The following is a 20,645-nucleotide window of genomic DNA, read 5'->3' as shown; positions in this document are numbered from 1 at the left end:
GCCGCGGGCGCCCCGTCCGTCCCATGGGCGCGCATCAGCCATCCCGCGTGCTGGAACGCCCGGGACTGACGCCCCCTTGGCGGCTACTCTGGCCAGGTGCGCCTTCCCGAGGGAAGCCGCAAAGCCGACAGCCGTCGCACTCCAGGGAGCATGCCCATGGCCTCGCATACGCCGCCGTCCCCCGCCCGCACCAGCCGCGCCGCCGCACTCCGCGAGGCGCTCGCCACCCGAGTGGTGGTGGCAGACGGAGCGATGGGCACGATGCTCCAGGCCCAGGATCCGAGCCTCGACGACTTCCAGCAGCTCGAAGGCTGCAACGAGATCCTCAACGTCACCCGACCCGACATCGTCCGCTCCGTCCACGAGGCGTACTTCGCCGTCGGCGTCGACTGCGTGGAGACCAACACCTTCGGTGCCAACCTCGCGGCCCTGGGGGAGTACGACATCCCCGAGCGCGTCTACGAGCTCTCCGAGGCCGGCGCGCGCATCGCCCGCGAGGTCGCGGACGAGTACTCCGTCGACGGACGGCAGCGCTGGGTGCTGGGCTCCATCGGCCCCGGCACCAAGCTGCCCACCCTCGGCCACGCGCCCTACGTCGCGCTGCGTGACGCGTACCAGCAGAACGCCGAGGGCATGATCGCCGGCGGCGCCGACGCCCTGCTGGTGGAGACCACCCAGGACCTGCTCCAGACCAAGGCCGCCGTCCTCGGCGCCCGCCGCGCCCTGGACGCCCTGGGCGCCGACCTGCCGCTGATCTGCTCGGTGACCGTCGAGACCACCGGCACCATGCTGCTCGGCTCCGAGATCGGCGCGGCGCTGACCGCCCTGGAGCCGCTCGGCATCGACATGATCGGGCTGAACTGCGCCACCGGCCCCGCCGAGATGAGCGAGCACCTGCGCTATCTGTCCCGCCACTCGCGCATCCCGCTCTCCTGCATGCCCAACGCCGGTCTGCCGGTCCTCGGCAAGGACGGCGCGCACTACCCGCTCAGCCCCGGCGAGCTCGCCGACGCCCAGGAGACCTTCGTCCGGGAGTACGGCCTGTCGCTGGTCGGCGGCTGCTGCGGTACGACGCCGGAGCACCTGCGCCAGGTGGTGGAGCGGGTCCGCGACCTGACCCCGACGAAGCGGGAGCCGCGCCCCGAGCCGGGCGCCGCCTCGCTGTACCAGACGATGCCGTTCCGTCAGGACACGGCCTACATGGCGATCGGCGAGCGGACCAACGCCAACGGCTCGAAGAAGTTCCGCGAGGCCATGCTGGAAGGTCGCTGGGACGACTGCGTGGAGATGGCCCGGGACCAGATCCGCGAGGGCGCCCACATGCTCGACCTCTGCGTCGACTACGTCGGCCGGGACGGCGTGGCGGACATGGAGGAGCTCGCCGGGCGCTTCGCCACCGCCTCCACCCTGCCCGTCGTGCTGGACTCCACCGAGGTGGACGTCATCCAGGCCGGTCTGGAGAAGCTCGGCGGCCGGGCCGTCATCAACTCCGTCAACTACGAGGACGGCGACGGCCCCGACTCCCGCTTCGCCAAGGTCACCCGGCTCGCCGCCGAACACGGCGCGGCCCTGATCGCGCTCACCATCGACGAGGACGGCCAGGCCCGCACCGCCGAGCACAAGGTCGCCATCGCCGAGCGGCTCATCGCGGACCTCACCACCAACTGGGGCATCCACGAGTCCGACATCCTCATCGACACCCTGACCTTCACCATCTGCACCGGCCAGGAGGAGTCCCGCAAGGACGGCGTCGCCACCATCGAGGCCATCCGCGAGCTCAAGCGCCGCCACCCGGACGTGCAGACCACCCTGGGCCTGTCCAACATCTCCTTCGGCCTCAACCCGGCCGCCCGCATCCTGCTCAACTCCGTCTTCCTCGACGAGTGCGTCAAGGCCGGGCTCGACTCGGCGATCGTGCACGCCTCCAAGATCCTGCCGATCGCCCGCTTCGACGAGGAGCAGGTCACCACCGCCCTCGACCTGATCTACGACCGGCGCTCCGAGGGCTACGACCCGCTGCAGAAGCTCATGGCGCTGTTCGAGGGCGTCAACACCAAGTCGCTCAAGGCGTCCAAGGCGGAGGAACTGCTCGCCCTGCCGCTGGAGGAGCGGCTCAAGCGGCGCATCATCGACGGCGAGCGCAACGGCCTGGAGGCCGACCTCGACGAGGCCCTGACCTCCCGCCCGGCGCTGGACATCGTCAACGAGACCCTGCTGGACGGCATGAAGGTGGTCGGCGATCTCTTCGGATCCGGCCAGATGCAGCTGCCCTTCGTGCTCCAGTCCGCCGAGGTGATGAAGGCCGCGGTGGCCTATCTGGAGCCGCACATGGAGAAGAGCGCCGACGGCGAGGGAGCGGCGGGCAAGGGCACCATCGTGCTGGCCACCGTCCGCGGCGACGTCCACGACATCGGTAAGAACCTCGTCGACATCATCCTGTCCAACAACGGCTACAACGTGGTCAACCTGGGCATCAAGCAGCCGGTTTCGGCCATTCTGGAGGCGGCGCAGGAGCACCGGGCCGATGTGATCGGCATGTCCGGGCTGCTGGTGAAGTCCACGGTGATCATGAAGGAGAACCTGGAGGAGCTGAACCAGCGCAAGATGGCCGCCGACTACCCGGTCATCCTCGGCGGCGCGGCGCTCACCCGCGCCTATGTCGAGCAGGACCTCCACGAGATCTACGAGGGCGAGGTGCGGTACGCGCGGGACGCCTTCGAGGGACTGCGGTTGATGGACGCCCTGATCGCGGTGAAGCGCGGGGTCCCCGGCGCCACGCTCCCCGAGCTCAAGCAGCGCCGCGTCCCCACGCGGGCGGCGGTCCAGGTGAGCGAGGCGCAGCCGGAGCAGGGGCAGGTGCGTTCCGACGTCGCCGTCGACAACCCGGTGCCCACCCCGCCGTTCTGGGGCACCCGCGTCGTCAAGGGCATCCAGCAGGCCGACTACGCCTCGTGGCTCGACGAGGGCGCCCTGTTCAAGGGCCAGTGGGGCCTGAAGGAGGCCCGCGCCGGCGACGGCCCGACGTACGCGGAGCTGGTGGAGACCGAGGGCCGGCCGCGGCTCCGCGGCTGGCTGGAGAAGCTGCACACCGAGAACCTGCTGGAGGCGGCCGTCGTCTACGGCTACTTCCCCTGCGTGTCCAAGGGCGACGACCTCGTGCTGCTGCACGAGGACGGCAGCGAGCGGACCCGGTTCACCTTCCCGCGGCAGCGCCGCGGCCGCCGGCTCTGCCTGGCCGACTTCTTCCGGCCCGAGGAGTCCGGCGAGATCGACGTGGTGGGGCTCCAGGTGGTCACCGTGGGCTCCCGGATCGGCGAGGCGACCGCCGAGCTGTTCGGCGCCAACGCCTACCGCGACTACCTGGAGCTGCACGGTCTCTCGGTGCAGCTGGCGGAGGCGCTCGCCGAGTACTGGCACGCGCGGGTCCGCGCGGAGCTCGGATTCGGCGGCGAGGACCCCGCCGACGTCACGGACATGTTCGACCTGAAGTACCGCGGCGCCCGCTTCTCCCTGGGCTACGGGGCCTGCCCCGACCTGGAGGACCGGGCCAAGATCGCCGACCTGCTGCAGCCCGAGCGGATCGGCGTGAAGCTCTCGGAGGAGTTCCAGCTGCACCCGGAGCAGTCCACCGACGCGATCGTCATCCACCACCCGGAGGCGAAGTACTTCAACGCGCGGTAGGCGCCGCCGGGGCCGTGGGGACGCGGCCCCGGCGCGTTCCCACGGCAGGGCCGGTCGCCGCTCCGGACGGCGCCCCGGACACCGGCCGCGCGGGCCCTCTTCGGGGCCTGGGGCGGCGCCGGTGTGGCACCTCCCCGGCCCCCGGAAATGCACAGGCATGTCGGGCGGGAGCGTCGTAGACTGGACGATCCGGTAGAGGCCGGTCGCCCTCCGCACCTGGGAGGGCGGCCGGCCTTCGCGTCCCCTCGGGACCGGCCCCTCGGTCGCGTCCCCCTACGGAGGTGCATGGTGACCAGCAGCATCCCGGCCGTCGATCGGTACACGGCAGAAAGCTCCGCGCTCCAGGCCGTGCTGCTGGACATGGACGGCACCCTGGTGGACACCGAGGGCATCTGGTGGGACGCGGAGGTCGCGATCTTCGCCGAGCTCGGGCATGTGCTGGCCGACGAGCACCGTGAGGTCGTCGTCGGCGGACCGATGACGCGCAGTGCCGCGTATCTGATCGAGGCCACCGGCGCCGACGTCACCCTCGCCGAGCTGACCCACCTGCTGAACACCCGCTTCACCGAGCTGATCGGCGGCACCGTGCCGCTGTTGCCCGGGGCCCGTCGGCTGCTCGGCGAGCTGGTCCGGCACGGCGTGCCGACCGCGCTGGTCTCGGCCTCGCACCGCCGCGTCATCGACCGCATCCTGGCCTCCCTCGGTCCCGAGCACTTCACCCTGACGGTGGCGGGGGACGAGATCCCGCGGACCAAGCCGCACCCGGACCCCTATCTGCTGGCCGCCGCCCGGCTGGGCGCGGACCCCGCGCGGTGCGTGGTCATCGAGGACACCGTGACCGGAGTGGCGGCCGCGGAGGCGGCCGGCTGCCCGGTGGTCGCGGTGCCGTCGGTGGTGGCCATCGAGCCGGCCGCCGGGCGCACCGTGGTCAGCTCGCTGGAAGAAGTCGACCTTGCTTTTCTGAGTGGTCTGATCACGGCAATGCACTGATCGTGTACTGAGCGTGCCGTCGGGAATTCGCGGCGTCGAATTGGCCCCGTAATTCCCCGGTTCCGCCAAACCGCGCACGCTGAGTGATCTTTATCACTGTGTCACCTATCGACACCCTTGCATGATTATGCTGCACGCCCGTTCTGTGGGGATTTGGGAAAACCCATGTGTCCGGGTTGGTGATCCCTCGTACGAAACGCTCCGGTGTCCGAATATCGGTCACCAGGCGGTCGTTATCGGGGCGTGATATCGCGCCAACTTCGTTGTGTTCCAGCATGGCTGGTACCGCCGACTAATGTCGTCGCGAGCACGTTGAACGACCCCGCAGGGAGACCCCCGACAATGAAGCGCAAGACGATGGTGCTGCCTGCCGTGGCGGGCCTGCTGGCCTCCGTGCTGACCGCTTGCGCCGGTTCGGACGACGGGGGCTCGGGCGGTGGGACCATCGTGGTCGGAACCACCGACCGCATCGAGGCGACCGCGGACGGCCCGGCTCCGCTGGACCCGGCACAGGCGTACGACGTCGGCTCCTGGGCCGTCATGCACAACGCCTTCCAGACGCTGATGCGGCTGCCCCGCTCCGGCACCGACCCGGTCCCGGACGCCGCCGAGCGCTGCGGCTTCGTCGACCGCCGCAGCGAGCAGTACCGCTGCACGCTGCGCGCCGGGCTGAAGTTCGCCAACGGCCACGAGCTGACCTCCGCCGACGTCAAGTTCTCCCTGGACCGGGTCCGGGCCATCCACCACGAGAACGGCCCGGTGGAGCTGCTCTCCTCCATCGACAAGGTGGAGGCGCCCAGTCCGCGTGAGGTGGTCATCCACCTGTCCACCCCGGACGCCACCTTCCCCTCCAAGCTCACCACCCCGGCCGCCGCCATCGTCGACAGCGAGACCTACGGGGAGAAGTCCCTCTACAAGGGCTTCGCCAGCGCCGGCTCTGGTCCCTACACCATGGAGGCCGAGGAGAGCGGCGACCGGGTCACCAAGCTGGTGTTCGAGAAGAACCCGAACTACCAGGGCAAGCTGAACCCGCAGACCGACAAGGTCGAGATGCGGTACTTCGACGACGCGGCCGAGATGGAGAAGGCGCTGGCGGACGGCGACATCGATGTCGTCAACCGTGAGTTCGCGCCGGAGCAGATCGAGAAGCTGGAGGCGGGCGAGGTCGACGGCGTCAGGGTCTTCGAATCGTCCGGCCAGGCCATCCGCTACCTCGTCTTCAACACCGAGGCCCCGGCCGTGAAGGAGAAGGCGGTCCGTCAGGCCATCGCGCACGTCGTGAACCGCCAGGCGCTGATGCGCGACGTCTACAAGCGCACCGGCGAGCCGCTCTACTCCCTCATCCCGACCGGCACCACCGCCCACATCAACTCGTTCCACAACGCCTACGGCGACCCGGACGTGGAGAAGGCCGCCGAGATCCTGCGCGCGGCGGGCATCCAGGGCAAGGTGAAGCTCCCGCTCACCTACAGCACCGAGAAGTACGGTCCGGAGACCGCCAAGGAGTTCACGGCGCTCAGCAAGCAGCTCAACGCCAGCGGGCTCTTCACGACCACCCTCAAGGACGTCAAGTGGTCCGAGTTCCGCCCGGCCGCCGCCCGCGGTGAGTTCGTGGTCTACGGGATGGGCTGGTTCCCCGACTTCCCGGACCCGGACAACTACATCGCGCCGTTCATCGGCGACAACAACTTCCTCAAGTCGCCGTACCGCAACGCGACGATCGAGGACCGGCTGATCCCCAGCACCCGTCAGGTCGGCCAGCGCGCCATGGCCACCCGCGACTTCCAGCGCATCCAGGACATCATCGCCGACGATGTGCCGGTGCTGCCGCTGTGGCAGGCCAAGCAGTACGTGGCCGCCCGCGAGGACATCACCGGGACCGAGTACGCGGTCGACTCCTCGGCCATGCTCCAGCTCTGGGAGCTCGGCCGGGGCACCAAGGACTGACCCGAGGACCACACATCCGACGGGGGCCCCAATGAACCGACATGACTGACATCGAACTGTGAGGAACGTACGCGTGAAAAAGCGTGATCCATGGCTGGCCGCCCCGCTTGGTGCGGGTCTGGCCGCGGCCCTGCTCACCGGCTGCGGAACCGAGGGATCGGACTCCGCCGGGAGCGGCGACCGCGTCGTCATGGGAATGTCGGATGACGTTCTGGCGACCGACCCGGCGTCCGGTTACGACCCGGGCTCCTGGTTGCTGTTCAACAACGTCTACCAGTCGCTGATGAGCTTCCCCAAGGGTGGCTCCTCTCCGCAGCCTGAGGCCGCCGAGAAGTGCGGCTTCGGCAGCAACGACAGCACCGTTTACACGTGCACGCTCAGAGACGGCCTGAAGTTCTCCAACGGCAACCCGCTGACCTCGAAGGACGTCAAGTTCTCCTTCGAGCGGACGCTGCGCATCAACGACGAGAACGGCCCGGCGGTGGTGCTCTCGGGCATCAAGTCCATCGAGACCCCGGACGAGAAGACCGTCACCTTCAAGCTCCGCGCCCCGGACGCCACCTTCCCGCAGAAGATCGCCTCCGGTGCCGGCTCCATCGTCGACCACACCGAGTACCCGGCCGACAAGCTGCGCACCGACAAGAAGGCCGTCGGCTCCGGCCCCTACAAGCTGGACTCGTTCGACGAGGACGAGGCGACGTTCTCCGTCAACGACGACTACCAGGGCCCGGCCGGGGAGGCGCAGAACTCCGGCGTCACCCTGAAGTTCTTCCACGGCAAGCAGGCCGAGCTCAAGTCCGCGGTGACCGACGGCGACGTGGACGTGGCCTACCGTGGTCTGGCGATGAAGGACCTCGCCGAGATCCAGAACGCCAGCGCCGGCAGCAGCACCTCCGAGGTCAAGGTCGTCGAGGGCAACGGCGCCGAGGTCCAGCACCTGGTCTTCAACCTGAAGCACCCGGTGGCCGGCAAGCTCGGCGTGCGCCAGGCCATCGCCTACCTCGTCGACCGCGGCTCCCTGGTCCGCGACGCCTACAACCGGACCGTCGAGCCGCTGTACTCGATCGTCCCGGCCGGCATCACCGGCCACAACACCGCCTTCTACGACAAGTACGGCGACCAGCCGAACCGTGAGAAGGCGAAGGCGGCGCTGGACTCCGCGGGCATCAACGGCAAGGTCAAGCTGACCCTGTGGGGCACCCCCACCCGTTACGGCCCCGGCGCCCTGACCGGCCTGAAGCTGATAGCCAAGCAGCTCAACTCCAGCGGGCTCTTCGAGGTCGACGTGCGCAGCGCCGACCTGGAGGCCTACGCCAAGGGCATGGAGAAGGGCACCTACGGCGTCTACCTCGTCGGCTGGGTTCCCGACTACCCGGACCCGGACAACTTCGTGCTGCCCTTCTTCGGCAAGGAGAACGTGCTGAATAACCACTTCTCGTCGGCGGCCATCGACCGGCTCATCCCGGCCACGGCGGCGCAGCCCAGCCGCACCGCCACGATCACCGACTTCGAGAAGATCCAGAACGTGGTCGCCGATCAGGTGCCGATGCTTCCGCTGTGGCAGGGCAAGCAGTACGCCGTCGCCAGCTCCGAGGTCAACGGCCTCCAGTGGACCCTCGACGCCTCCACGGTCTTCCGTTTCTGGGAGGTCAAGAAGGGCAGCTGACGGACCGGCGAGAACGGCCGCCGGCGACGACGGCCGGTCCGGCGACGACCGACAGACCGGAAGGGCCGGCGGGGACCATGTCCCCGCCGGCCCTTCCGCTCTGATCGCCTCGGTGCCTTCCGGTCTGACGCCGCGGTGCGCTACTGCGCGCCGGGGCGCACCAGTCCGCTCTCGTAGGCGTAGACGGCGGCCTGCACCCGGTCGCGCAGCCCCAGCTTGGTCAGCACATGCCCGACGTGCGTCTTCACCGTGGTCTCGCTGACGAAGAGATCCGCGGCGATCTCCGCGTTCGACAGCCCCCGGGCCACCAGCTTGAGCACCTCGACCTCGCGGTCGGTGAGGGTGTGCAGGGTGTCCGGCACCGGCTCCTCGCCGGACGGCAGATGGCCGGCGTACTTGTCCAGAAGCCGCCGGGTGATGCTGGGCGCCAGCATCGCCTCGCCGCCCGCCACCACCCGGATGGCCTGCACCAGCTCATGGGCCGGCGCGTCCTTCAGCAGGAAGCCGCTGGCCCCCGCGCGCAGCGCCTCCACCACGTACTCGTCCAGGTCGAAGGTGGTCAGCACCAGCACCTTGGCCGGGCCGTCGCGCCCCGGGCCGGTGATCTGCCGGGTGGCCTCCACGCCGTCCATCCGCGGCATCCGGATGTCCATCAGCACCACGTCCGGCTGCAACGCCCGCACCTGGTCCAGGGCCTGCAGCCCGTCCCCGGCCTCGCCGACCACCGCGAGGTCGTGCTCGGCCTCCAGGATCATCCGGAAGCCGGTGCGCAGCAGCGGCTGGTCGTCGACAAGCAGGACACGGATCGCCACGGGATCTCTCCTTCGCTAGACCTGCCTCATTCTGCCCGACCCGCCTTCCGGCACCGCCCGCGGCCGACGCCCGTCGGCCTCCCGTCCCGGGCCAGGCCCGGACACCGCCACGGCGGCTGGGGCGGCGCTCAGTCCCGGGCGCGAGCCGGGGCCGGGATGATCGGGAGCGGATACGGCGGGGGAGTGCCGCCGAATTCCGGACAGTGCGCCTGGTGGTCGCACCAGTCGCAGAGCCGGGTCGGCCGCGGACGCCAGTCACCGGTCGTCGTCGCCAGCCGGATCGCCTCCCACAGGGCCAGCAGCTTGCGCTCCACCCCGCGCAGATCCGCCTCCCGCGGGTCGTAGGTGAGCACGTCGCCGCTGCCCAGGTAGACCAGCTGGAGTCGGCGCGGCACCGTGCCGCGCAGCCGCCACAGCACCAGCGCGTAGAACTTCATCTGGAACAGCGCGTCCGAGGCGTACTGCGGCGCGGGGGCCTTGCCCGTCTTGTAGTCGACGATCCGGACCTCGCCCGTCGGCGCGACGTCGACCCGGTCGATGATGCCGCGCAGCGTCAGACCGGACTCCAGCTCCGTCTCGACGAAGAGCTCGCGCTCGGCCGGCTCCAGCCGCGTCGGGTCCTCCAGCGTGAACCACCGCTCGACCAGCCGCTCCGCGTCGGCCAGCCAGCGGGCCAGCCGCTCCGCGTCCTGGCCGCCGGTCTCGTCCGCGAACAGCTCGGCGAGCTCCGGCTTGGCCGCCAGCAGCCGCTCCCACTCGCCGGGGACCAGCGCGCGGGCGCGCGAGGCGGTGCGCTCCGCCGCCGGCGCGTCGAACAGCCGCTCCAGCACCGCATGCACCACCGTCCCCCGGGTGGCGGCCGCGCTGGGCTGCTCCGGAAGCCGGTCGATCACACGGAAGCGGTACAGCAGCGGGCACCGCATGAAGTCCGCGGCCCGCGAGGGCGAGAGCGACGACGGCGCCGCGGGCCGCTCGACGGCGGCGCTGACTGCTGATTCCTGCCCGGTGGCGGGCACGGACGGCGGCGCGGAGGGCTCTTCCGCGCTCCCGGTGACGGTTCCCATGCACAAGACCCTACGGCGCCCCACCGACAGTCAGGCGCATACCATCGACGGCAGAGGCTCTCGCACTGCATGATCGTGGGACCGTACCAAAAGGGTGCGAGGGACGTATGGGACGAGGGGACACCGTGGACAACAGCGGGCAGGGGCAGTCCGGCAGCGGGGGCGCCGACCGCACGACCGGGCCCGATGGCGAGCGCCCACAGCGCCCCCGCGAGACGGGCGGCGGCTTCCTGATGGGGCGCCCGTTCGGCGTCCCGGTCTACGTGGCGCCCAGCTGGTTCCTCGTCGCCGCCCTGATCACCTGGGTCTTCGGCGCCCAGCTCGACCGGGTGCTGCCCGAGCTCGGCGGCGCCCGCTACCTCGTCTCGCTGTTCTTCGCGGTCGCCTTCTACGCCTCCGTGCTGGTCCACGAGCTGGCCCACACCGTCGCCGCGCTGCGCTTCAAGCTGCCGGTGCGCCGTATCCAGCTTCAGTTCTTCGGCGGCGTCTCGGAGATCGAGAAGGAGTCCGAGACGCCCGGCCGGGAGTTCGTGCTCGCCTTCGTCGGCCCGCTGCTCTCCCTGGTCCTCGCCGGGGTCTTCTACGCCGGCATGCAGCTGGTCGAGCCCGACACGGTCCCCGGGGTGCTGCTCGCCGGGCTCATGATCTCCAACCTGATCGTGGCCGCCTTCAACCTGCTGCCCGGGCTGCCGCTGGACGGCGGCCGCATGCTGCGCGCCGTCGTCTGGAAGATCAGCGGTCGGCCGATGACCGGCACCGTCGCCGCCGCCTGGACGGGCCGCGCGCTGGCGGTGGCGGTCCTGGTGGGCCTGCCGCTGCTCAGCCAGGCGGGCGGCCTCGACGAGGAGTCCTCCGGCTTCGGCAGCTTCGACTCGCTCACCGACGCGCTGCTGGCCGCCATCCTGGCCGCGATCATCTGGACCGGCGCCGGCAACAGCCTCCGGATGGCCCGCCTCCGGGAGCGCCTCCCGGACCTGAGGGCCCGCACCCTGACTCGCCGCGCGGTCCCCGTCGCCGCCGACACCCCGCTCTCCGAGGCGCTGCGCCGTGCCAACGAGGCCGGGGCGCGCGCCCTGGTGGTGGTGGACGGGCACGGGGTGCCCACCGCCGTGGTGCGCGAGGCCGCCATCGTCGGCATCCCGGAGCACCGCCGCCCCTGGGTCGCGGTCAGCGGCCTCGCCCAGGACCTCAAGGAGGGCATGAAGGTCTCCGCGGAGCTGACCGGCGAGGAGCTCCTGGACACCCTGCGTGCCACCCCCGCCACCGAGTACCTGGTCGTGGAGGAGACCGGCGAGATCTTCGGTGTGCTGTCCACGGCTGACGTGGAGCGGGCCTTCGTCGCGGCGATGGCAAGGCCCCAGCCCGGCACGTGAGCCGCGGGCGCGGCCGGTCGCGTCGGTGGATGGCTGGGTAGCTGCGTGGGTGGCTGCGTGGGTGGCTGCGTGGGCGGGGGGCTGCGTGGGTGTGGCTGGCCGGGTGGGTGGGTGGCTGCGTGGGTGGGTCGGGGTCGGTCCGGGGTGCCTTCGGGGCAGCATGATTTACGGGCCTTACCCGTATCGCGGTAGAGCTCCCTCTTCGCCCGCAAATCACGCGTAAGCGCCCCGAAGAACCCCTCCCCGCCCCCTTCCGCCGTCAGTATCCCGGCCCCCGCCGCGAACCTCTTGCCTCACGGCTGCCTACGCGCTCCGGAACGAAGGGGCGAGTACGGCGGCGGCCCCCTGCCTCACGGCTGCGGACGTACTTCGGCCCCGTACGCACCGGCGAGTGAGCCGAAGGGCGCCGGAACGAGGGGTGTCGAGTATGGCGGCCCCCTGCCTCACGGCTGCGGATGTACTTCGGCCCGTACGGACCGGCGAGTGAGCCGAAGGGCGCGCGGCTGCCGAAAGGGAGAGCGCGCGGAGCCTGTGAGGAACGAGCAGGCGAGCACGGTCGAGTGTCGGCAGTCGCTGAGAGCGCCCGGAGGCGAACCGAGCCCTGAAAAAAGGCCGTGAACCGAGCCCCCGCAAAAAGCAGCTAGGCTGTTCACATGTCCGAACCGACCGGTGCCGCCCGCCGTCGCGGGCCCTTCCAGGTCGGGGACCAGGTCCAGCTCACCGACCCCAAGGGACGCCACTACACCTTCACGCTCGAGGCCGGGAAGAATTTCCACACCCACAAGGGTTCCTTCCCCCATGACGAGCTGATCGGTGCTCCCGAGGGCTCCGTCGTGCGTACCACGGGAAACGTCGCGTACCTCGCGCTGCGCCCCCTGCTCCCCGACTACGTCCTGTCCATGCCGCGCGGCGCAGCCGTGGTCTACCCCAAGGACGCGGGGCAGATCCTGGCGATGGCCGACATCTTCCCCGGCGCGCGTGTCGTCGAGGCGGGCGTCGGCTCCGGCTCGCTCAGCACCTTCCTGCTGCGCGCCATCGGCGACCAGGGCATGCTGCACTCCTATGAGCGCCGCGCCGACTTCGCCGAGATCGCCAAGGCCAACGTGGAGCGCTACTTCGGCTCTCCGCACCCGGCCTGGCAGCTCACCGTGGGTGACCTTCAGGACAACCTGTCGGACACCGAGGTCGACCGGGTGATCCTGGACATGCTGGCGCCCTGGGAGTGCCTGGAGGTCGTCTCCAAGGCGCTGGTGCCCGGCGGCATCCTGTGCGCCTATGTGGCCACCACGACCCAGATGGCCCGTACCGTCGAGGCGATCCGGGAGCACGGCACCTTCAACGAGCCGAGCGCCTGGGAGACCATGGTGCGCACCTGGCACGTGGAGGGCCTGGCCGTCCGCCCCGACCACCGCATGATCGGCCACACGGGCTTCCTGCTCACCGCCCGCCGGCTGGCGGACGGCGTGGAGCCGCCGCTGCGCCGCCGTCGCCCGGCGAAGGGCGCCTACGGCGAGGACTACGCCGGATGGGGCGCGGGCAAGGACGGCGCGTCCGAGGGGCGTGCCGGGTCCGCCGAGCGCGGCTGACCGACGCACCCCTTCCAACACGACGACGCGGCCACCGACTTCCCCTGTGGGAGGGCGGTGGCCGCGTCCTTTGGCGTGTCCGCGCGGGGCGGCCGGACGTGTCCGCGCGGGGCGGCCGGACGTGTCCGCGCGGGGCGGCCGAAAACCCGTACCCGGTGGTTCCCGCCCGATGTGACATGTGGCACGATGCTGGGCGCCCCCCGACGCCACAGCTCTCACAGGAGTCACCCCGCGTGCAGCCTCTGGCAGGCGCTGATTCGCTCCCGGACCGTCCGGGCCTCGGCCACCGCCACTCCCGGCCGGTGCACTGGCTCGCGACCGCGGCCGCCCTGGGCGCCGTGATCGCCGGTGCCGCGGCCCTCCAGCCCTCCGACGCCACCGCGTCCCCCGGTGTGGTCCGTACGGCCTCTCGGCCGGTCCCGGCTCCCGACGCCCGCACGGCCGCCTATCCGGTGGACTGCGGCCCCGCGCGGCTGGACGTCGTCGACCACGCCTCGGCCGATCTGGACGGCGACGGGCGGCCGGAGACGGTCGCGCTGGTGCGCTGCCACTCCGAGATGGGCACCCCGCCGAGTGGCATCTATGTGCTGGCGCCCGCCGCGGGCGGCGGTAAGGCCGCCAAGCCGCGGGTCGTGGCCACCTTCCTCGATCCCAAGGAGCGGATGAGCGCCGACGACTTCGCGCTCCGGGGCGCCACGGTCTCCGCGACGCTGCGCGGCTACTCCTCGGACCAGGTGCCGCGGTGCTGTCCGGATCTGGAGCGTGGGGTCAACTGGCGCTGGCAGGACGGGCAGTTCGTCCTCAAGCCGCTGCGGGTGGCGGGGAGCGCCTGATCGGCCACCCCCCGTACCCGCTCGGCAACCCTTCGTAACGTATTCGCTAGTCCACGTCGGGCCCGTAGACCTCGACCTTGTCCGAAACCCGACGCACATGGATGCAGTCGCCCGGGCACTCCTTGGCGGAGTCGACCACCTCGGTCAGCAGCGGCAGCGGCACCGGCGTCGTGGCACCCTTCTCTTGGAGGAGCTCGTCATCGGCGCTCTTGACATAGGCGAGTCCGTCGATGTCCAGCTCAAAGACCTCGGGTGCGTACTGCGCGCAGATCCCGTCGCCGGTGCACAGGTCCTGGTCGATCCAGACCTCCAGGGCAGCGCCGTCCCCGAGATCTTCCCCTTGCGCGGTCATGTCGCCTGCCGTTCCCTGCGGACGTGATGTGGACGTGTTTCAACATTGACTAAATGGAGCCAGCCCTGACGGGTGTTGACCGTCCCGACGATACAACCGGTCGCTTTCCGATGTTGTTGGGTGGGTATCCACCTGGCGGGAGGACGTGCGCAAGGGTGAAGATCGGACACACTGCGACCGGGTTTGTGATCTAGGGGTTTCAACCCGCACCGGCCCAGGTAGGGTCTGGAAGCGTCCAGCTCCCAATGGAGGAGGTGAGGACCGTGGCAGCCCACGACGACGACATCAACCGCGGCATCCGGCCGGGGCGGGGGTCTGACGACCCAGCCGGCCAGGTTGCCTACCTAGAGCAGGAAATCGCCGTCCTGCGACGTAAGCTCGCCGACTCTCCGCGTCACACGAGGATTCTCGAAGAGCGGATCGTCGAGCTGCAGACCAACCTGGCGGGCGTGTCCGCACAGAACGAGCGGCTCGCCAACACCCTCCGTGAGGCCCGGGACCAGATCGTGGCCCTCAAGGAGGAGGTCGACCGGCTCGCGCAGCCGCCGGCCGGCTTCGGGGTGTTTCTGCAGGCCAATGAGGACGGCACGGCGGACATCTTCACCGGAGGCCGGAAGCTCCGGGTCAACGTCAGTCCCAGCGTCGAGCTCGACGAGCTCCGGCGTGGCCAGGAGGTCATGCTCAACGAGGCGCTCAACGTGGTCCAGGCCATGGCCTTCGAGCGCGCCGGGGACATCGTCACCCTCAAGGAGATCCTGGAGGACGGCGAGCGGGCCCTGGTGATCGGGCACACCGACGAGGAGCGCGTGGTGCGGCTCGCCGAGCCGCTGCTGGACATCACCGTCCGCCCCGGTGACGCCCTGCTGCTGGAACCCCGCTCCGGCTACGTCTACGAGGTCGTGCCGAAGAGCGAGGTCGAGGAGCTCGTCCTCGAAGAGGTCCCGGACATCGACTACACGAAGATCGGCGGCCTGGGGAACCAGATCGAGCTGATCCGGGACGCGGTCGAGCTTCCGTACCTCTACCCCGACCTCTTCAAGGAGCACGAACTGCGGCCGCCCAAGGGCGTGCTGCTGTACGGTCCGCCCGGCTGCGGCAAGACGCTCATCGCCAAGGCCGTCGCCAACTCCCTTGCCAAGAAGGTCGCCGAGGTGACCGGGAAGCCCGCGGGGAAGAGCTTCTTCCTCAACATCAAGGGCCCCGAGCTGCTCAACAAGTACGTCGGCGAGACCGAGCGGCACATCCGACTGGTCTTCCAGCGGGCCCGGGAGAAGGCCAGCGAGGGCACCCCGGTCATCGTCTTCTTCGACGAGATGGACTCCCTCTTCCGCACCCGTGGCTCCGGCGTCAGCTCGGACGTGGAGAACACCATCGTCCCGCAGCTGCTCTCCGAGATCGACGGTGTGGAGGGCCTGGAGAACGTCATCGTGATCGGCGCCTCCAACCGCGAGGACATGATCGACCCGGCGATCCTGCGCCCCGGCCGCCTCGATGTGAAGATCAAGATCGAGCGTCCGGACGCCGAGGCCGCCAAGGACATCTTCTCCAAGTACCTGACCGAGACCCTCCCGATCCACTCCGACGACCTCGCCGAGCACAGCGGGTCGCCCAGGGCGGCGGTCGCGGGCATGATCCAGTCGGTCGTGGAGCAGATGTACGCGGAGTCGGAGGAGAACCGCTTCCTCGAGGTGACGTACGCCAACGGCGACAAGGAAGTCCTCTACTTCAAGGACTTCAACTCCGGAGCGATGATCCAGAACATCGTCGACCGGGCCAAGAAGATGGCGATCAAGGCCTTCCTCGACCACAACCAGAAGGGTCTGCGCGTCTCCCATCTGCTCGCGGCCTGTGTGGACGAGTTCAAGGAGAACGAGGACCTGCCCAACACCACCAACCCGGACGACTGGGCCCGCATCTCCGGAAAGAAGGGCGAGCGGATCGTCTTCATCCGCACCCTGGTCACCGGAAAGCAGGGCGCGGACACCGGGCGCTCCATCGACACGGTGGCCAACACCGGTCAGTACCTGTAACACCGTGGTCCGGCTGCGGATGTCCTGGACGGGGCATCCGCAGCCGGATGCGCTTTTGTCAGCACAAACCAGCCGACCGGAGCAAATGACTGAAATGATCTCCCCAGGGTCGCGACGCCGTTCTAGGCTCTTCGGTACCGCCGCGACGCGCTGCGGGGGATCACGGACCGCACTCGGACCGGATGCGCAGCGGGACTTGAGCGCTGGCCCCAGCCGGGGTCGCCGCCGGGCAAGGAGGGCCGCATGACCGTACGGCGCGTAATGGGCATCGAGACGGAGTACGGGATCTCCGTCCCCGGCCACCCGAACGCCAATGCCATGCTCACCTCATCCCAGGTCGTCAACGCCTACGCGGCGGCGATGCACCGGGCGCGCCGCGCCCGCTGGGACTTCGAGGAGGAGAATCCCCTGCGGGACGCCCGCGGCTTCGACCTCGCGCGCGAGTCCGCGGACGCCAGCCAGCTCACCGACGAGGACATCGGCCTGGCCAATGTCATCCTCACCAACGGCGCGCGGCTCTACGTGGACCACGCGCACCCCGAGTACAGCGCCCCCGAGGTGACCAGTCCGCGAGACGCCGTGCTGTGGGACAAGGCCGGCGAGCGCATCATGGCCGAGGCGGCCCAACGCGCCTCCCAGCTCCCGGGCGCCCAGCCCATCCACCTGTACAAGAACAACACCGACAACAAGGGCGCCTCCTACGGCACGCACGAGAACTACCTGATGAAGCGGGAGACGCCGTTCTCCGACATCGTGCGCCATCTGACGCCCTTCTTCGTCTCGCGACAGGTGGTGACCGGGGCGGGACGCGTCGGAATCGGCCAGGACGGCCACGAGCACGGCTTCCAGATCAGTCAGCGCGCGGACTACTTCGAGGTCGAGGTGGGTCTGGAGACCACCCTCAAGCGCCCGATCATCAACACCCGCGACGAGCCGCACGCGGACGCCGAGAAGTACCGCAGACTTCACGTCATCATCGGTGACGCCAACCTCTCCGAGATCTCGACCTACCTCAAGCTGGGCACCACCGCGCTGGTGCTGTCGATGATCGAGGACGGCTTCATCGCCGCCGACCTGGCCGTGGACCAGCCCGTGCGCACCCTGCACCAGATCTCCCACGACCCCTCCTTGCGGCATCTGGTCTCGCTGCGCAGCGGCCGCACGCTCACCGCGGTCCAACTGCAGATGGAGTACTTCGAGCTGGCCCGCAAGTACGTCGAGGACCGCTTCGGCGCGGACGCCGACGAGCAGACCCGCGATGTGCTGGCCCGCTGGGAGGACGTGCTGAACCGGCTGGAGAACGATCCGATGAGCCTGGCCGGCGAGCTGGACTGGATCGCCAAGCGCGAGGTGCTCGAGGGCTACCGGCGCCGCGACGGACTGGACTGGGACGCCGCGCGGCTGCACCTGGTGGACCTCCAGTACGCCGATGTGCGCCCCGAGAAGGGCCTGTACAACCGTCTGGTGGCGCGCGGCAGGATGAAGCGGCTGCTGGACGAGGGGGACGTGGAGCGGGCCCGGAGCAAGCCGCCGGAGGACACCAGGGCGTACTTCCGGGGCCGCTGCCTGGAGCAGTACGCCGACGACGTGGCGGCCGCCTCCTGGGACTCGGTGATCTTCGATCTTCCCGGCCGTGACTCTCTGCAACGAGTCCCCACCCTGGAGCCACTACGCGGGACGCGCAACCACGTCAAGGAGCTCCTGGACCGCTGCCGCACCGCGGAGGACCTGGTGCGGGTCCTCTCGGGCGGCTGAGCGGGTCTGAGAAGGTGCCGATCCGGGAATCATGGAGGTGGTTCTCGGACGTTGAGACAAGTGCGGGGCCGATGTCGGGCCCGGCTTGTAGGGTCTGATCTTGTACGTCGAACCGAGCGGGGTGAGGTAGATGGCGACCAAGGACACCGGCGGCGGACAGCAGAAGGCGACGCGCTCCACCGAGGAGGTGGAGGAGCAGTCGCAGGACGCACAGGCGGCGGCTGATCTCAAGGAGCGGCAGGAGAAGCTGTCGGACGACGTGGACTCCGTGCTGGACGAGATCGACGACGTCCTGGAGGAGAACGCCGAGGACTTCGTGCGCTCCTTCGTGCAAAAGGGCGGCGAGTAGGACGATCCGGGCATCCGTCCCGCGCCCGGGCCCGTCGGGTCCGGCGCGGGACGGATGACACCGGCGCCCACGGGTAAGGTCCGTGCAGTGTTACAAGATCAGCCCGACGCCACGCGGCGGGCGGCCACCTACCTGGAAGGATTGGTGTGGAAGCCAACACCCGTAGCACAGGGCGTCTGCCAGCGGCCTTCCTGACGCCCGGCTCGTCCTCGTTCATGGACTTCCTCGGCTCGCACGCGCCGGAGCTGCTGCCGGGCAACCGGCCGCTGCCGCCGGTGCAGGGCGCCATCGAGGCCCCGCACGGGACCACGATCGTCGCCGCGAGCTTCCCCGGCGGTGTGGTGCTCGCCGGTGACCGGCGCGCCACGATGGGCAACGTCATCGCGCAGCGCGACATCGAGAAGGTCTTCCCCGCGGACGAGTACTCGGCCGTCGGCATCGCCGGCACCGCGGGCCTCGCCGTGGAGATGGTCAAGCTCTTCCAGTTGGAGCTGGAGCACTTCGAGAAGGTGGAGGGCGTCCAGCTCTCCCTGGAGGGCAAGGCGAACCGGCTCTCCACGATGATCCGCAGCAACCTCGGCATGGCCATGCAGGGGCTCGCCGTGGTGCCGCTCTTCGCGGGCTGGGACGTCGACCGGGAGAAGGGGCGGATCTTCTCGTACGACGTCACCGGCGGCCGCTCCGAGGAACACGGCTTCGCGGCCACCGGCTCCGGCTCGATCTTCGCGCGCGGCGCCCTGAAGAAGCTCTACCGCGAAGACCTGACGGAGAATCAGGCCGCCACCGCCGTCGTGCAGGCGCTCTACGACGCCGCCGACGACGACTCGGCGACCGGCGGGCCGGACCTGGCCCGACGGATCTACCCGATCGTCACGGTGATCAGCGAAGAGGGCTTCAAGCGGCTCACCGAGGCCGAGGTGTCCGAGATCGCCCGCGCCATCCACGAGCAGCGGCTCGAACAGCCGGACGGCCCGCGCGCGGCGCTCCTCTGAGAGACGGGGGCCTGGAATGCACGCGCCTTCGACACCTTCGACCGTGACAGAAAGGGACGGATAGCCGGTGACGACGCCGTTCTATGTATCACCTCAGCAGGCCATGGCCGACCGCGCCGAGTACGCCCGCAAGGGCATCGCGCGCGGCCGCAGCGTGGTCGTGCTGCAGTACGCCGACGGCATCGTGTTCGTCGCGGAGAACCCGTCCCGCGCACTGCACAAGGTCAGCGAGATCTATGACCGCATCGCCTTCGCCGCAGTCGGCAAGTACAACGAGTTCGAGAACCTGCGCATCGGCGGAGTCCGCTACGCCGACCTGCGCGGATACACCTACGACCGCGACGACGTGACGGCCCGTGGCCTGGCCAACGTCTACGCGCAGACGCTGGGCACCATCTTCTCCAGCGCCGCCGAGAAGCCGTACGAGGTGGAGCTGATCGTCGCCGAGGTCGGGGACGGCCCCGAGGACGACCAGATCTACCGGCTGCCGCACGACGGCTCCATCGTCGACGAGCACGGTTCGGTCGCGGTCGGTGGCAACGCCGACCAGATCAGCAACTACCTCGGCCAGCGCCACCGGGAGGGCATGACCCTCGCCGAGGCGCTCAAGCTGGCCGTGGAGTCCCTGACCCGCGACGCCAACGGCGGCGAGCGCAGCCTCACCGCCGAGCAGCTGGAGGTGGCGGTCCTGGACCGCACCCGCCCCCAGCAGCGCAAGTTCAAGCGCATCCTCGGCCGCCAGCTCTCCCGCCTCATGGAGCCGGAGACCACCTCCGAAGCCGCCGAGGAGCAGGCGGACACCGCCGAGGACGCCTCGGACGCCGAGGAGTAGACCGCACCACCACACCACCCCTCCCACACACCTCACCGCCCCGGCGGGCCCCGGCCCCCGGGGCGGTGAGGTGTGTCAGGGGCTGCCTGAGGGGGTGTCGAGGGTGGCCTGCCGAGCACGGTGCCGTGAGGGCCGTGACCGGCCGCGGCCGCGCAGGGCCGGCGAGGCCGCTGGTTGGGCCCGAGGTCCCGCGCTCGCTTGTGCCGGAGGGGCCGGGGGCGGGGGAGTTCCGGGGGCATCGATTCGGGCTGGGCCAGCCCCGCCGGCGAGTACCGAGGGGCCGGGAGCCGGCGGTCTTGAGCCGGCGCGGCCCCGAGGTCCGGGCCACGCCCCGGCCTCGTCAGGGGTGCCCGTGTGCCGGTGGTGGGCGGCGGCGGGCGTCG

Annotated in this window: 15 protein-coding genes; 12 read left to right on the top strand and 3 right to left on the bottom strand. The window is 70.1% G+C overall.

The features are described from left to right. The first annotated feature begins 156 nt into the window (after positions 1-156). The 4 genes from metH to CD790_RS21310 all read left to right on the top strand — a co-directional run bounded on the left by metH (position 157) and on the right by CD790_RS21310 (position 8,284). Entirely contained in the window at positions 157-3,681 is a 3,525-nt protein-coding gene (gene metH, locus CD790_RS21325; protein WP_144384911.1) for a methionine synthase, read from the top strand. Positions 3,682-3,969: 288 nt separating this feature from the next. Further along, complete coding sequence (locus CD790_RS21320; protein WP_186319169.1) at positions 3,970-4,671, top strand: HAD family phosphatase; 702 nt, start codon at positions 3,970-3,972, stop codon at positions 4,669-4,671. A gap of 342 nt (positions 4,672-5,013) precedes the next feature. Next, positions 5,014-6,618, top strand: coding sequence for an ABC transporter substrate-binding protein (locus CD790_RS21315; protein WP_144384909.1), 1,605 nt, complete (start codon positions 5,014-5,016; stop codon positions 6,616-6,618). 73 nt (positions 6,619-6,691) lie between these two features. Next, positions 6,692-8,284: an ABC transporter substrate-binding protein gene (locus tag CD790_RS21310; RefSeq protein WP_144384908.1), complete on the top strand. Its 1,593-nt coding sequence runs from the start codon at positions 6,692-6,694 to the stop codon at positions 8,282-8,284. Between the two features lie 140 nt (positions 8,285-8,424). On the opposite strand, the gene CD790_RS21305 is transcribed toward CD790_RS21310, so the two are convergent. Both CD790_RS21305 and CD790_RS21300 read right to left on the bottom strand, forming a co-directional pair. Next, entirely contained in the window at positions 8,425-9,096 is a 672-nt protein-coding gene (locus CD790_RS21305; RefSeq protein WP_144384907.1) for a response regulator transcription factor, read from the bottom strand. 128 nt (positions 9,097-9,224) lie between these two features. Beyond that, positions 9,225-10,160, bottom strand: coding sequence for a RecB family exonuclease (locus CD790_RS21300; RefSeq protein WP_144384906.1), 936 nt, complete (start codon positions 10,158-10,160; stop codon positions 9,225-9,227). 107 nt (positions 10,161-10,267) lie between these two features. Between CD790_RS21300 and CD790_RS21295 the strand changes: the two genes are divergently transcribed. The 3 genes from CD790_RS21295 to CD790_RS21285 all read left to right on the top strand — a co-directional run bounded on the left by CD790_RS21295 (position 10,268) and on the right by CD790_RS21285 (position 13,952). Next, a complete protein-coding gene (locus CD790_RS21295) occupies positions 10,268-11,533 on the top strand; it encodes a site-2 protease family protein (protein WP_144384905.1) in 1,266 nt (421 codons plus the stop codon). A gap of 653 nt (positions 11,534-12,186) precedes the next feature. Further along, on the top strand, positions 12,187-13,119 hold the full coding sequence (locus tag CD790_RS21290) for a tRNA (adenine-N1)-methyltransferase (RefSeq protein WP_144384904.1): 933 nt from the start codon (positions 12,187-12,189) through the stop codon (positions 13,117-13,119). Positions 13,120-13,352: 233 nt separating this feature from the next. Then, positions 13,353-13,952, top strand: a complete 600-nt coding sequence (locus tag CD790_RS21285) for a hypothetical protein (protein WP_260867751.1) — start codon at positions 13,353-13,355, stop codon at positions 13,950-13,952. Positions 13,953-13,998: 46 nt separating this feature from the next. On the opposite strand, the gene CD790_RS21280 is transcribed toward CD790_RS21285, so the two are convergent. Continuing rightward, entirely contained in the window at positions 13,999-14,304 is a 306-nt protein-coding gene (locus tag CD790_RS21280) for a ferredoxin (RefSeq protein ID WP_144384903.1), read from the bottom strand. A gap of 263 nt (positions 14,305-14,567) precedes the next feature. Between CD790_RS21280 and arc the strand changes: the two genes are divergently transcribed. The 5 genes from arc (at position 14,568) to prcA (ending at position 20,262) form a co-directional block, all read left to right on the top strand. Beyond that, the gene (arc, locus tag CD790_RS21270) at positions 14,568-16,334 is read left to right on the top strand and encodes a proteasome ATPase (RefSeq protein ID WP_144384901.1); all 1,767 of its coding nucleotides are present in this window, start codon (positions 14,568-14,570) and stop codon (positions 16,332-16,334) included. A 243-nt stretch (positions 16,335-16,577) separates the two neighbouring features. Beyond that, on the top strand, positions 16,578-18,089 hold the full coding sequence (dop, locus tag CD790_RS21265; RefSeq protein WP_399217974.1) for a depupylase/deamidase Dop: 1,512 nt from the start codon (positions 16,578-16,580) through the stop codon (positions 18,087-18,089). 130 nt (positions 18,090-18,219) lie between these two features. After that, positions 18,220-18,438, top strand: a complete 219-nt coding sequence (locus CD790_RS21260) for a ubiquitin-like protein Pup (protein ID WP_144384900.1) — start codon at positions 18,220-18,222, stop codon at positions 18,436-18,438. A gap of 146 nt (positions 18,439-18,584) precedes the next feature. Further along, positions 18,585-19,430: a proteasome subunit beta gene (prcB, locus tag CD790_RS21250; RefSeq protein WP_144384899.1), complete on the top strand. Its 846-nt coding sequence runs from the start codon at positions 18,585-18,587 to the stop codon at positions 19,428-19,430. A gap of 67 nt (positions 19,431-19,497) precedes the next feature. Further along, the gene (gene prcA / locus CD790_RS21245; RefSeq protein ID WP_144384898.1) at positions 19,498-20,262 is read left to right on the top strand and encodes a proteasome subunit alpha; all 765 of its coding nucleotides are present in this window, start codon (positions 19,498-19,500) and stop codon (positions 20,260-20,262) included. Positions 20,263-20,645 lie beyond the last annotated feature (383 nt).

It is taken from the genome of Streptomyces sp. SAJ15 (assembly GCF_007595705.1).
GTDB lineage: Bacteria > Actinomycetota > Actinomycetes > Streptomycetales > Streptomycetaceae > Streptomyces.
The sequence above is the reverse complement of the archived record's forward strand: the minus strand, read 5'-3'. Positions and strand labels throughout refer to the sequence as shown.

Excerpts from the sequence above, each read along its gene's own strand:
- dop (WP_399217974.1), top strand. The coding sequence starts at position 16,578 with ATGACCGTACGGCGCGTAATGGGCATCGAGACGGAGTACGGGATCTCC.
- CD790_RS21260 (WP_144384900.1), top strand. The coding sequence starts at position 18,220 with ATGGCGACCAAGGACACCGGCGGCGGACAGCAGAAGGCGACGCGCTCC.
- CD790_RS21315 (WP_144384909.1), top strand. The coding sequence starts at position 5,014 with ATGAAGCGCAAGACGATGGTGCTGCCTGCCGTGGCGGGCCTGCTGGCC.
- CD790_RS21295 (WP_144384905.1), top strand. The coding sequence starts at position 10,268 with ATGGGACGAGGGGACACCGTGGACAACAGCGGGCAGGGGCAGTCCGGC.
- CD790_RS21300 (WP_144384906.1), bottom strand. The coding sequence starts at position 10,160 with ATGGGAACCGTCACCGGGAGCGCGGAAGAGCCCTCCGCGCCGCCGTCC.
- CD790_RS21290 (WP_144384904.1), top strand. The coding sequence starts at position 12,187 with ATGTCCGAACCGACCGGTGCCGCCCGCCGTCGCGGGCCCTTCCAGGTC.
- metH (WP_144384911.1), top strand. The coding sequence starts at position 157 with ATGGCCTCGCATACGCCGCCGTCCCCCGCCCGCACCAGCCGCGCCGCC.
- CD790_RS21280 (WP_144384903.1), bottom strand. The coding sequence starts at position 14,304 with ATGACCGCGCAAGGGGAAGATCTCGGGGACGGCGCTGCCCTGGAGGTC.